Genomic DNA, 11888 nt, shown 5'->3' on the forward strand with positions numbered 1-11888 from the left:
CGGAGGCAGTACTTTGCATTTGATGTAAATATGCTTAGTTCTTGCTTTTTTCTTTTGGCTTTTCTTGAACTTCCCTCGCCCGTTTGAGCCCGGTGGCGATGGCAAGACCTTCATCGCCGGTTTCTTCCAGAATGGCATTGGCAATCTCTACTGCCTTGTTGCGCAGTTTTACAGGCAGGTTTTTGTAAGATGGCGGATATTCTCCTTTTGGCCAAGGCATAAGCTTCTTTTTTATGGCTTAACAAGTCCAAAATGGATTTGGTTTTATTTATTGCATCACAGACTTTGGTGGTAGCTAAAAGGATTTTAATTAGCTTTGGTTATGCAGGCCGAAGAAATCCTAAAAAACCACATTGCCAAAACCGCATCCCTAAGCGATGAAGAGCATGCCTATGTGTTTTCGCATTTTAAATACCAGGCCTACAAAAAGGGCCAAGCCATCATTTCGGCTGGCGATATGGTAAACTGCGAATATTTTGTGCTTTCAGGCTGCCTCAAAAGTTTTTACATCAACGACGATCTGAAGATGTATATCCTGCAGTTTGCCATGCCAACTTGGTGGGCATCTGATTTCAATGCGCTTTACAGCGAAACCAAAGCGACCATTAACCTCGATTGCATTACCGATGCCGAAGTACTTTGCCTCAGCAACAGCGACCGCGAAAAAATATGCCGCAAGCTGCATCAGGTAGAACATTTTTTTCGCTGGCGAACCAACAAAGGCTATGTGGCAGCGCAGAAAAGGCTATTGTCTTTTATGAACAACGATGCCAAGCACCGCTACGAAGAACTCCTCAAGCTCTATCCAGAATTGTATAATATTGTTCCCAAGCAACTCATCGCCGCTTATTTAGGCGTTTCGAGAGAAACCTTGAGCCGCTTGTACCAACGCGAAAAGTGACCTATGTCACATAAGTTTTCAGTTGTGCTGAATGTGATCTAGGTCACATAGCTAATCCGTTTTTCCTGCTGAATTTTGTGTTGTAATCAAAACATAAAAATAATGGAAACTCAACAATTCGAAATCGATCAGGCACAGAGCACTATCGATTGGGTGGGCAAAAAAGTAACCGGCGCCCACAATGGCACCATCGCCATTAAAAACGGTTCGCTGCTCTTGAATAATGGCAAATTAACTGGTGGCAAAATCACCATCGACACCACTGCCATCCAAATATTAGATGTAAGCGATCCGGCTACCAATGCACAGTTTGCAGGCCACTTGGCTTCGGCCGACTTCTTTTCTAGCGAAAAATTCCCAGAGGCTACACTCAACATCACTTCCGTAACTGACCAGCATGTAACTGGCGATTTAACGATTAAAGGCATTACCCATCCCATCAGCTTTGATGGAGCTGTTGTGGCCAACGGCAATACCTTGACTGCCTCGGCCAAACTGGTTGTCGACCGTACCAAATACGACATGAAATTTCGTTCGGGCAACTTCTTTACCAACTTGGGCGATACCCTCATCTACAACGATTTTGACCTTAATGTAAGTTTAACTGCAAAAGCAATTGCCTAAATTTTATAGCCATGCCTTATATTAAAATAGAACTCACCCGCGAAGGGGTGACCCGCGAACAAAAACAACAGCTCATTAAAGGCGTAACCGATTTAATGGGTAGCATACTGAACAAAGACCCACATTTAACGCATGTCGTGATTCAAGAAATTGAACTCGACGATTGGGGCTATGCAGGCGAACAGGTTTCGTTACTAAGAGAAAGAGGCATTACCGCTGATAAGAAATAAAGAAAGGCTAAAGGTAAAATGGAAGAGGTGAGATGGAAGATGGGATTGTCGACTATGCTCCGAGCTTCCAGACCAGAGGCAGAAGATAAATCCATTATCCTCTGGAGGAGTGCCCAAAGGGAGAGGTGGTTAGCAAAAGAACCACAACCCTTTGTTAATTAAACCTTATCGGAGCGGACACAGAATGCAATGGAGTAAAGTGCAGAGAAGGGCAAAAATTGGCGAGAGCACTTACATTGTTTTCTTAAACATAACTAAGCTAAAGGCTGAGGGATAAGGTCCGAGCCTAAAGATCAAAATAGAAAAACATCATCATTTAAAAAATATTCAAATGAAAAAGCAAACCATCATCATAACCGGCGCATCGTCTGGCATAGGTAAAGAAATAGCCCATTACTTTTTAGCCAAGGGCGATAACGTAGTAATCAATTCTGCCTCGCAGGATAAATTGGAACTGGCCTATCAGGAATTGGGCGCAGGAGCCAACTTGGCTCTGGTAGTCGGCAATGTAAGCAATAAGGCAACTGGCGAAAAATTAGTAGCAACAGCCATCGAAAGATTTGGCTCGGCCGATGTATTGATCAACAATGCAGGCATTTTCGAAACCAAACCGTTTTTGGAAGTAAACGAGGCCTACCTCGACCGCTTTTTAGACACCAATTTGAAAGGCACTTTCTTTACTACACAGGCAGTAATTCCGCAAATGCTGAAACAACAAAATGGTGTAGTGATCAACATCGGTACGCCATTGGTTAACCATGCCTTGGGTGGCGCGCCAACAACGGCGCCAATCAGCTCGAAAGGTGCCATCCATTCGTTAACCGTACAGTTGGCTGCAGAGTTTGGCAAACATAACATCAGGGTTAATACGGTTGCCCCGGGCGTTATCCGCACACCAATGCATGGTGAGGATGCCGATCAAAGTGCCGGCTTGCATTTGCTAAACCGGGTGGGCGAAGTAGAAGACATTGCACAAATGGTTTATACCGTGGCCAAAAGCAATTTTATAAGTGGCGCCATTATCAATGTAGATGGAGGTTTTGCTGCCGGACACAACCTGAATTAAGATGAAAACACTTTTTTTAGGTGCTTTCTTCGCTTGCAATCTGCTGGTGGCGAAAGCACAAAGCAAGATCAAAATGGAAACTCAAAATAATGATCAAATAGCCATTTCACAATTGTTGGAGCGCTATTTTAAAGGCATCTACGAAGGAAATGTACCAGCCTTAGCCAAGCTGTACAATCGGCGAACCTTGTTGTTTGGCGATGTAAAGGGACAACCCTATGCCAAAACCTTGGCCGAATACCTAGACGGCGTAGCGCATCGCCAAAGCCCAAAAGATTCGGGCAAGCCATTTAAGGGAGCTATTATTTCTATAAATTTGATTAACTCAATAGCGGTGGCCAAGGTACATGTAAAAATGTACGAGTTTAATTATGATGAATTTCTTTCCTTCCACAAAATAGAGGGCCAATGGTTCATCGTTAATAAAATGATTTCAGACGTTAATCCATAAAATTAAAGCCATGTGGTACAATACTAAAGCAGCTCAATTGTTGGGCATCCAATATCCGATTTTGCAGGGGCCTTTTGGAGGGAATTTATCTTCGGTAGAGTTGGTAGCTACGGTTTCTAATGCTGGCGGACTGGGTGGATACGGTGCCTATACGTTAAGTCCGCAAGAAATTATCGAGGTAGACCGCCAGATCAAGTTGGCAACCAACAAGCCCTATAACCTCAATTTATGGGTTTCGGATAGCGATGCTAACGGCACTGCAACTGATGCAAAGTTTGAACTGGTGAAAAAACAATTCAAGCCCTACTTTGACGAGTTGGGAATAGCTTTTCCAGCAAAGCCGGCTCCTTTCCAAACCCGTTTTGAAAACCAGGTAGAAGTAGTATTGGATCTTAAGCCCAAAGTGTTCAGCTTTATGTTTGGCGTGCCATCGGAGACTATTTTGGAGCAATGCCGCAGGTTGGGCATGGTAACCGTGGGTGCCGCAACTACTTTAGATGAAGCACTCTTTTTAGAAAATGCTGGCGTAGACTTGATTATTGCTTCGGGTTTTGAAGCCGGGGGCCACAGGCCTTCGTTTTTGGCATCGGCTGAATCGTCTACCACCGGAACATTTGTGCTGTTGCAATTGATCAAAGAGAAAGTTAAAACACCTGTTATTGCTGCGGGTGGCATTGCTACCGGCAAAGGAATTGCGGCTGCGCTCACTTTGGGTGCCGATGCGGCTCAGGTGGGTACGGCTTTTCTGGCAACCGATGAATCCAATGCTTTGCCGATACACCGCCAAATGCTGTTTTCAGATGCGGCGAAATACACTACCTTATCTCGGGCATTTACAGGCCGGCTGGGTAGGGGGATTACCAGTCGGGTGGCGCAAGAAATGATCCATCAAGAGGCCAGTATATTGCCTTTTCCTTTGCAAACCACCATGATGTCTTCGTTGCGTAAGGCCGCATTGGAGCAAGAAAAATGGGACATGATCTTATTCTGGGGCGGACAGATTGCACCTATTTTAAAGCACACCAAAGCAAAGGAGCTGATGCAATCGCTGATTGAAGAAACTTCTTTACATTTTGGTTCGTAGGTTTAGCCACAGATTAACAGATTTATACAAACATGCATAGGCATCTCATTTAAGTAATTGAGAAAAACAACTAGACATCGCCGGCTAGACGAAGAACGGATCTTCTTTATCTATATTTTTGAAAAAGTAAAAGCTAACTTTAATGTCTCATTTAAATAGATAAAAATAAATGCCTATAGTTCGTTGTTCCGATCAAAAAAGTCAATCGCTAGAAGAGTTCTATAAAGACCTTATTCCAAACAAGAGTGGTACCGCTATTGATCTCGGTACACCCATGCTCAATGTGCTTCAGCTCATTAATGATACTTTTAAGGAAACGGTAATTTATGGACTGACCTCACTCTCACACCTAGTACTCCTCAACATCGATAGTTATTTGGGCTCGTGGTTTGTTACCCTTAAAGGACTTGGAACAATATCGGATGAAGAAAATATCGAATATTATATCGAGTATTCAGTAGCGCCTGCTAAGCAACCCTGGCCTTTTGCGAAAATTACCGGGACAACAACCTCTTTGGCAAAATTGAGGAAGTATCTTATCATTGCCATGACAGAAAGTGGAGGCTGGGAAACTAGCGACGAACTTAAAAAACTTTATCAGGAAATGAATCTTATAGTAACACAAGAACATATAGACACTTTGGATCCGTTTTTAAAAGCAATTTTGGATTCCGAAATCAAACTTGGAAATCAAATTGTCGAAACCTCAAAAGGTTGGCCAAAAGACGAAACCATTATGGTTTTTCTAGAGAAACCGTTTATTGGTACTTATAAGAATGAAAATATTGGCTACCGGAATGTTGACGATAGGCATTTTTGGAGTGCAGAATACTTTGACAAATCAGAAGCTCACGTTTTAGCTTGCAGATTTTGAGTGTTTTTCAACGGTATTTATGAGCTCGCAAGCTCGGTTTGGTCACTTTTGTTTCAAGACAAACGGACTAGCCAACGCCACTAAAAGACGGAAGACGAACCCTTCCTATTGCTTTTATATAAAGCTTGCTTAGCTTAAGATTCGAAACTACCAATTTTAAAGAGAAGCTGTACTTTTTTCGTATCTTTTCATAAATGAAACATTGTTTAAAAGGAAATACTTTAAACTTTGTATTTAACCCGCATAAAAAATCTTTTGATTTGGATCATATAGAATGGAGAACAAGAGATTAGGCTATGTTATAAAATCGGATTTCCTTTACACAATGATGTGCTTGTACAACTATTAAGGATAATTAGTAGTTTTATTGAAACATCAAAACCATGAAATACAACAGACGAAATTTTATTACCGATAGCGCATTAGTCACAAGCGCTTTATTCTTAAGCTCGATGGAGGGCTTCGCTATGCCTAGCCCTTCGCTAGTGAAACCGGCAGCGGGGTTTTCGCTCAAAATCATGGCGCCTTACTGGGGCTTTGATGGTTCGGTGAGCGATTTTTGCAAAAAAGCAAAGAAGGATGGCTACGATGGTATAGAGATTTTGTGGATGCCTACGGTGGCCAAAGAACTTTTTGCTGCTTTAAAAGAACATCAATTGGAGGTAGGCTTTCTTTGTCGTGGCGACGAACCTTCATTCGCACCTCATATGGCTACTTTTAAGAAGGTATTGAACGAGGCGATAAACAATCCCTACCAAAAGCCTTTGTATATCAATGTCCATTCTGGGAAGGATTTCTTTACCTATGAGGAGAACAAACAATTTATAGATTTTACCATCCAATATGCCAAAGAAACGGGCGTACCGATCTATCACGAAACACATCGGTCGCGTATGCTCTATTCGGCTCCGGCCTCCTTGCACTACCTGAAGGAAAATTCGGGCTTGAGGCTAACCTTAGACATTTCGCATTGGTGTAATGTGAGCGAGAGCCTGCTCGAAGACCAACCAGCTACGGTAGATTTGGCCATTTCGCGTACTGATCATGTACACTCGCGAGTGGGGCACGAAGAAGGGCCTCAGGTGAGCGATCCAAGGGCACCCGAATGGAAACGTGCCGTCGATGTGCATTTTGCCTGGTGGGACAAGATTGTGGCCATGAAGAAACAGCAAGGCCAACCACTGACTATGCTAACCGAGTTCGGTCCACCGAGCTATATGCCGACCATTCCATTCACCAACCAACCAGTAGCCAACCAATGGGATATTAATGTGTACATGATGCAGGTTTGGAGGAAAAGGTATTTGTAGCACAAAACGTTTAGATATAGCCAAAGATTAACAGGTTATGATTTCCTCTATGTAGAGGATTTTGTCATCCAGAGCAAAGCGAAGGATCTAACAAGGAGAATTACTCAAATAGATTCCTCGTGCCTCGGAATGACAAATGTCTTTTTGACTAGCTCGAAATAGATCCGAGATCAAGTCTGGGACGACATTTAAATGGAACGTGAAATTGCACAAACGGCAGTTTATTAAACCTGATGGAAGCGGACACGAAGTAAAGCAGACAGCAGGGCTGAATTTGCCATGAGCAGTGGCCTTTGTTTTTCAAAAATATAATAAGCCGAGAGCAATGGGGATAGCCACGGATTAACAGGTTTTGATTCTTCTAGCCATGCCCAAAAACGTCAAAGATTTTGTCATCCAGAGCAAAGCGAAGGATCTAACAAGGAGAATTACTCAAAATAGATTCCTCGTGCCTCGGAATGACTAATGTCTTTTTGACTAGCTAGAGGTAGATCCCGGATCAAGTCCGGGATGATGTAATCTTCCTCAATCCTTATCTCCGCCCAACTGGTAATTCTTGGCATTGATGCCATATTGTTTTTTAAACTCGCGGCTAAAGTATTTCGGATCGTTAAAGCCAACCAAATAAGCCACCTCGGCTACATTGTGAATGCCTTCCTTAAGCAGGGCTTCTGCCTTTTTGAGACGGATGGATTTGATAAAATCGTTGACGGTCAAATCCGTTACCGCCCGTATTTTTTTGTACAGCACTGGGCTCGTCATCCCGATATCCTTGGCCAGTTCGGGCACCCCAAAAGTCTGATCGGAAAGGCGCGCTTCGATACGCAGAATCACCTTTTCTATAAACTGCTGATCAACCGAATTCATGACCTCCTGAGGCAGCTCATCTACATTGCCACTAAATTTTCTGCGCATGATCTTTCGCGACTGTAACAAGTTGCGTACGTTGAGGCTGAGCAACTCCATGCTAAAAGGTTTGGTAATGTAACTATCAGCTCCGGTGGCCAAGCCATCAACCTGTTGGGCGTGCGAATCCATAGCCGTTAAAATGATGACTGGGATGTGTGAAGTCCGCTCGTCGGTTTTAAGTAAATGACACATTTCGGTACCATTCATTACCGGCATCATTACATCGCAAATAATCAAATCGGGGATCGTAGCAACGGCTGTTTCCCAACCTTCCTGTCCGTTTTCGCATTCTACAATATGGTAACGGCTTTCCAGAAAATCGCGGAGCAATTGCCTGATTTCCCAATTATCCTCCACAATGAGTACGGTCTCGTTTTGGTTATCCTGCTTGGTACTTGTTTCGGCAAGGATCGGTAGGGGCAATGGAGTGACAGAATCCCAATTGTCGGCATTTGTTTCCTGATTGGTAGAAGTAGCTGTGTTTGGTCGCTCTTTTTTAAGCAAAACCGTAAAACAGGTATCGCCAGCAACAGATTCGGTTTCGGCCCTGCTTTCCAATAAAAGCTGTCCGCCATGGGCAGTTACAATGCTTTTGGAGAACGCCAAGCCAATACCTGAGCCAATATGGGTTGAACTTTCTCTTTCTACCTGGAAAAATTCGCTGAAAAGCTTGTCGCGACTTTCCTCTGGTATACCCAAGCCATTATCTCTTACGGCAATAGCCACCTGTTGATCGCTGCTGCTAATGTTTACACTAATGGTGCCATAATCATTGGTGAACTTAAAGGCATTGGAAAGCAGGTTAAAGAAAACCTTTTCCAGTTGGAACTTGTCGAACCAAATGGTAATGTCTGCCTGTTCATAATTCAAGGTATAGGTAATATTTCTGCTTTCGGCCAAGTGCTCAAAGGCCTGAAAAACCTGCTGGATAAACGGAACCACTTCCTGTAGTGCAAATTTGAGCTTTAAGTGGCCCGTTTCTGTTTTTCTAAAATCGAGCAGTTCGGTAACCAAAAGGTGCAGGCGATCGGCATTGTTCTTAATGCTCTGTACCTGCCTGTTCACTTCGGGCAGTTTTTTGGTGTTTTTAAACAGGGCTTCGAGCGGTGCCAAAATCAAGGTAAGCGGGGTTCTGATCTCATGCGAAACCTGAGTGAAAAACTGAAGCTTCATCTGTTGTATATCTTCGGTACGCTTCAATAAGGCGCGCACAAAGAAATAACGAACCGTAACCAACAAAATAGTAGCAAATACGATCAGGTAAATCAAATAGGCCCACCAACTTGCCCATGGCGCCGGACTTACATGGATCTGGATGCTGCGGATAGGCTTGCCGGGAATGCCGTCGTTGTTTACGGCCTTGAGCATAAAATGGTAATTGCCGGCGGGTAGATTGGTATAGCTGGCACTAGGCGTTACCGTGGCAATCCAGTCTTTATCATAGCCATCCAATTTGTAGAAATATTTGTTCTTGTCGGATTTGAGGTAGTTGAGCAGCGAAAACTCAAGCGTAAACTGGTTCTGGTCATGGTTAAAATCAAGCTTGTCTATTAAATTGATTTGCTGGGCAAGTATTTCATCGGCCCCATCAACTTTTAAGGATTGGTTAAACAGTTTAAGATCGGTAAAAACCAAGGGCGATACAAAATTATTCAGTTCAATTTCTTGCGGATAGAAAGCGGTAAGCCCATTAAATCCACCAAAAAACAACTGCCCTTTGCGGTCTTTAAAATAAGACCTTACGTTAAACTCGTTGCCGGCCAAGCCATCGCTCTTGTTATAGTTTCTGAAACGATTGGTGGCAGTGTTCAGCTCAGAAATGCCATTTGAAGTACTGAGCCATAAATTGTGTGCACTGTCTTCAATAATCCCTACCACATTGTTGTTCACTAAACCATTGGCTTCGGTATAGGTTTTAAAAGCACCTTTCGCCGGATCGTAAAGGCTCAAACCCGCCATGTTGCCCACAAGAATATGCCCATCGTGGCTTTCGCTAATGCAGTTGATAAAATTTGAAGGCAACTTTAGCTTATCGCTTTCATCTTTGGTAAAGCTATGCAGCTTTTTTTGGCTATAGTCGTAACGGTAAAGTCCGATATTGGTGCCAATCCACAGGTTATGTTTACTGTCTTCGAAAAGGCAGTTAATGGTCTTGCCTTTGAGTTGCTTTTCTAAGGGACTTCTGCTGGTTTGATTGGGATACTCGTTGTGCTGCTTTTCCAAAATGGTCAAACCTTCTACCGAACCCGCCCAAAGCACACCCCGACTGTCCATCTCCAAAGCGATGATTTCGGCCGTTCCTACAGTGCCAGCAGTATCTCTTACATTGGCAATGTGCCGAAACTGACCAGTGGCTGGATCGAAAAGATTGAGGCCGCCCCGATGTGTGCCAATAAATAGCTTGTTGCTGTGATCGCTTTCCTTTTCTATAATTTTTACCAAGTTCGAGCTGATGGTGTTCGCATCTGCAGGATTATTCTTGTAGCTCTTAAAAGTATTGCTTGCCGGATTAAAATAATTCAATCCACCACCCTCTGTACCTATCCAAAATCCATCGTTGGCTTCTACAACAGAACTCACCACATTATTGCTCAAGCTATTCTGCTGTTTGCTGTTGCGGTAAACCTTAAAATTAGTGAGGGTAGGATAGGAGATGTTTACCCCGCCAAAATAGGTGCCTACCCAAATGTTGCCGTCCCTGTCGTTAAATAGGTTGTGGATGGAGTTTTGACTTATGCTGTAGGGCTTTTCGGGATCGTGCTGGTAATTGGTGAATAAGCCTTTGGCGGGATCGAGGATACTTAATCCATTTTGTGTGCCTATCCAAATTAAGCCTTTCCTATCTGTCATTATTTCCCTGATATCGTTGTGGACGATCGAATTCGGATTGTTGTCGCTATGCACAAAGAATTTGAGGACTTTTCCGTTTGGAGCAAGCTGGTAAAGGCCATTAGAAGAACCTACCCAAATGTGCTGTTTGTCGCCGGTAACTGCGGTAATGTAGCCATCGGCCATGTTATTGGGCAACGCTACTTTCTGATAGGTAATTTTATGCTTGCTGTAACGCATGGTGATTAATCCGCCACCCGTTCCGATCCAATACAAGCCCGTTTCGTCTTGGTAAATGCAATAAATGCTATTAACAGCATCTTTATGTTTTTTGCTGAAGTAAAAGGATTCAAAAAGCCTGTGGTTTTTGTCTGCCAAGAGATTAAGCCCGCCTAAAGTGCCTACCCATACCCGTTTTTGCCGGTCGAGGTACATGCTTTCTACCTTGTTGCTGCTTAATCCGTTAATAGGTTCGAAAATATCTTTTTGGCCATTATAGGCTGCAAAACCTTTGGAGGTACCTGCCCACAGTGTGCCATCGGCATCGGTAAGCAAAGCAGTGGTTTCGCCTGCCGGCAGTTCGGCATTGTTTTTTTCTTCGTTTTTATAAATTTTAAAACGGTAGCCATCGTAACGGTTAACCCCTTGTCTGGTACCCAGCCAAATGAGGCCCGTGCTGTCTTGCGCAATAGCCATTACCGAATTTTGCGAGAGCCCATTTTCTACCGTAAGGTTGGTAAAAGACAAACGGCGTTGCGCAACAGCAGCATTCGAAGCAATTAAAAACGTAAGTAATAAAACCCGTATGAATTTGAGGGATGGATACATTCAACAAGCAAAATCGGTTAGCAAGCTAAATATAGGAAAATATCCAAGGCTTTGGCCTGCCTAATGTTGTGTACAGGTAGTGTTTTAGGCTTGTTTGCCGATTTTTCTACCTTTTCTGATCGAATCTTCGTCTTTTTTAAGTTCTCAATCCATCAGCTTTGTGTTAGCGCGAAAAGTGATTATCCGCCACTTTTCGAAACCAAAACTAACCAAGCAGTAGAAGAGAGTGCCAGCTCGTCTCCTATTGAAACCATCAACTAACCAAATAAATTATGAAAAAAAAATTACGCATTTGTAATCCCCGACAGTGGAACTTGAAGTTGCTCTTTTGGTGTGGCTTGCTATCGTTGGTTTTTTTCTCCTGTAAAAAGGAAATGAAGACTTCCGATGTGTACACCCTTAGGCAGTGGAAGGTAAACCTAAGCCCCAACGACGTTGTTCCGGCAATAAGTGGCCGAACCGACCATGCCGTTGCCGTGTTCTATCTGATGACCGACAACAAACTGTACTACTACCTTTTCTTTGATCAGCCCCTAAACAACAGCGATGCGCCAACAAAAGCTATTGTTTATACGGGTGCCAATGGCAGCAATGGTACGGTGTTGATCGACCTGAACAATGCTTCATTTGGAAGCACCAGAGAAGTAAAAGGATCGATAGCGCTTTCGAGCACAATGATTAACGATTTGAACACCAAGGCAAATTATTTGCAAATCGCCTCTACGCAGCAACCTAACGGATTGGTGAGGGGTATTATGCAATCATACTAACCAAACAAACCT

At 43.4% G+C, this 11888-nt stretch carries 11 protein-coding genes; 9 read left to right on the forward strand and 2 right to left on the reverse strand.

What is annotated here, in order from left to right:
- Positions 1-34: 34 nt before the first annotated feature.
- The gene (locus tag AC570H_RS20765) at positions 35-220 is read right to left on the reverse strand and encodes a DUF2188 domain-containing protein (RefSeq protein WP_497358510.1); all 186 of its coding nucleotides are present in this window, start codon (positions 218-220) and stop codon (positions 35-37) included.
- 102 nt (positions 221-322) lie between these two features.
- Between AC570H_RS20765 and AC570H_RS20770 the strand changes: the two genes are divergently transcribed.
- The 8 genes from AC570H_RS20770 (at position 323) to AC570H_RS20805 (ending at position 6540) form a co-directional block, all read left to right on the forward strand.
- Entirely contained in the window at positions 323-901 is a 579-nt protein-coding gene (locus tag AC570H_RS20770; RefSeq protein WP_497358512.1) for a Crp/Fnr family transcriptional regulator, read from the forward strand.
- A gap of 102 nt (positions 902-1003) precedes the next feature.
- Complete coding sequence (locus tag AC570H_RS20775) at positions 1004-1525, forward strand: YceI family protein (RefSeq protein WP_497358514.1); 522 nt, start codon at positions 1004-1006, stop codon at positions 1523-1525.
- A gap of 11 nt (positions 1526-1536) precedes the next feature.
- A complete protein-coding gene (locus AC570H_RS20780; protein ID WP_497358516.1) occupies positions 1537-1755 on the forward strand; it encodes a tautomerase family protein in 219 nt (72 codons plus the stop codon).
- A gap of 331 nt (positions 1756-2086) precedes the next feature.
- The gene (locus AC570H_RS20785; protein WP_497358518.1) at positions 2087-2821 is read left to right on the forward strand and encodes an SDR family NAD(P)-dependent oxidoreductase; all 735 of its coding nucleotides are present in this window, start codon (positions 2087-2089) and stop codon (positions 2819-2821) included.
- 1 nt (position 2822) lies between these two features.
- Positions 2823-3272 (forward strand): nuclear transport factor 2 family protein, encoded by a 450-nt coding sequence (locus tag AC570H_RS20790; RefSeq protein ID WP_497358520.1) that lies wholly within the window; start codon positions 2823-2825, stop codon positions 3270-3272.
- 10 nt (positions 3273-3282) lie between these two features.
- A complete protein-coding gene (locus AC570H_RS20795; RefSeq protein ID WP_497358522.1) occupies positions 3283-4356 on the forward strand; it encodes an NAD(P)H-dependent flavin oxidoreductase in 1074 nt (357 codons plus the stop codon).
- 169 nt (positions 4357-4525) lie between these two features.
- Positions 4526-5230, forward strand: coding sequence for a hypothetical protein (locus AC570H_RS20800; protein ID WP_497358524.1), 705 nt, complete (start codon positions 4526-4528; stop codon positions 5228-5230).
- Positions 5231-5613: 383 nt separating this feature from the next.
- Positions 5614-6540 (forward strand): sugar phosphate isomerase/epimerase family protein, encoded by a 927-nt coding sequence (locus AC570H_RS20805; protein ID WP_497358526.1) that lies wholly within the window; start codon positions 5614-5616, stop codon positions 6538-6540.
- Positions 6541-7065: 525 nt separating this feature from the next.
- Here AC570H_RS20805 and AC570H_RS20810 read toward each other — a convergent pair.
- Positions 7066-11106: a hybrid sensor histidine kinase/response regulator gene (locus AC570H_RS20810; protein ID WP_497358528.1), complete on the reverse strand. Its 4041-nt coding sequence runs from the start codon at positions 11104-11106 to the stop codon at positions 7066-7068.
- A 272-nt stretch (positions 11107-11378) separates the two neighbouring features.
- Here AC570H_RS20810 and AC570H_RS20815 point away from each other — a divergent pair, with 272 nt between their 5' ends.
- Complete coding sequence (locus AC570H_RS20815; RefSeq protein WP_497358530.1) at positions 11379-11876, forward strand: CHRD domain-containing protein; 498 nt, start codon at positions 11379-11381, stop codon at positions 11874-11876.
- Positions 11877-11888: the final 12 nt, after the last annotated feature.

It is taken from the genome of Pedobacter sp. B4419, from assembly GCF_059693725.1.

What these genes read in the sequence shown, in the direction of transcription:
- AC570H_RS20805 (WP_497358526.1), top strand. Translation starts at nt 5,614, where the DNA reads ATGAAATACAACAGACGAAATTTTATTACCGATAGCGCATTAGTCACA.
- AC570H_RS20765 (WP_497358510.1), bottom strand. Translation starts at nt 220, where the DNA reads ATGCCTTGGCCAAAAGGAGAATATCCGCCATCTTACAAAAACCTGCCT.
- AC570H_RS20800 (WP_497358524.1), top strand. Translation starts at nt 4,526, where the DNA reads ATGCCTATAGTTCGTTGTTCCGATCAAAAAAGTCAATCGCTAGAAGAG.
- AC570H_RS20815 (WP_497358530.1), top strand. Translation starts at nt 11,379, where the DNA reads ATGAAAAAAAAATTACGCATTTGTAATCCCCGACAGTGGAACTTGAAG.
- AC570H_RS20785 (WP_497358518.1), top strand. Translation starts at nt 2,087, where the DNA reads ATGAAAAAGCAAACCATCATCATAACCGGCGCATCGTCTGGCATAGGT.
- AC570H_RS20795 (WP_497358522.1), top strand. Translation starts at nt 3,283, where the DNA reads ATGTGGTACAATACTAAAGCAGCTCAATTGTTGGGCATCCAATATCCG.
- AC570H_RS20775 (WP_497358514.1), top strand. Translation starts at nt 1,004, where the DNA reads ATGGAAACTCAACAATTCGAAATCGATCAGGCACAGAGCACTATCGAT.
- AC570H_RS20780 (WP_497358516.1), top strand. Translation starts at nt 1,537, where the DNA reads ATGCCTTATATTAAAATAGAACTCACCCGCGAAGGGGTGACCCGCGAA.
- AC570H_RS20770 (WP_497358512.1), top strand. Translation starts at nt 323, where the DNA reads ATGCAGGCCGAAGAAATCCTAAAAAACCACATTGCCAAAACCGCATCC.
- AC570H_RS20790 (WP_497358520.1), top strand. Translation starts at nt 2,823, where the DNA reads ATGAAAACACTTTTTTTAGGTGCTTTCTTCGCTTGCAATCTGCTGGTG.
- AC570H_RS20810 (WP_497358528.1), bottom strand. Translation starts at nt 11,106, where the DNA reads ATGTATCCATCCCTCAAATTCATACGGGTTTTATTACTTACGTTTTTA.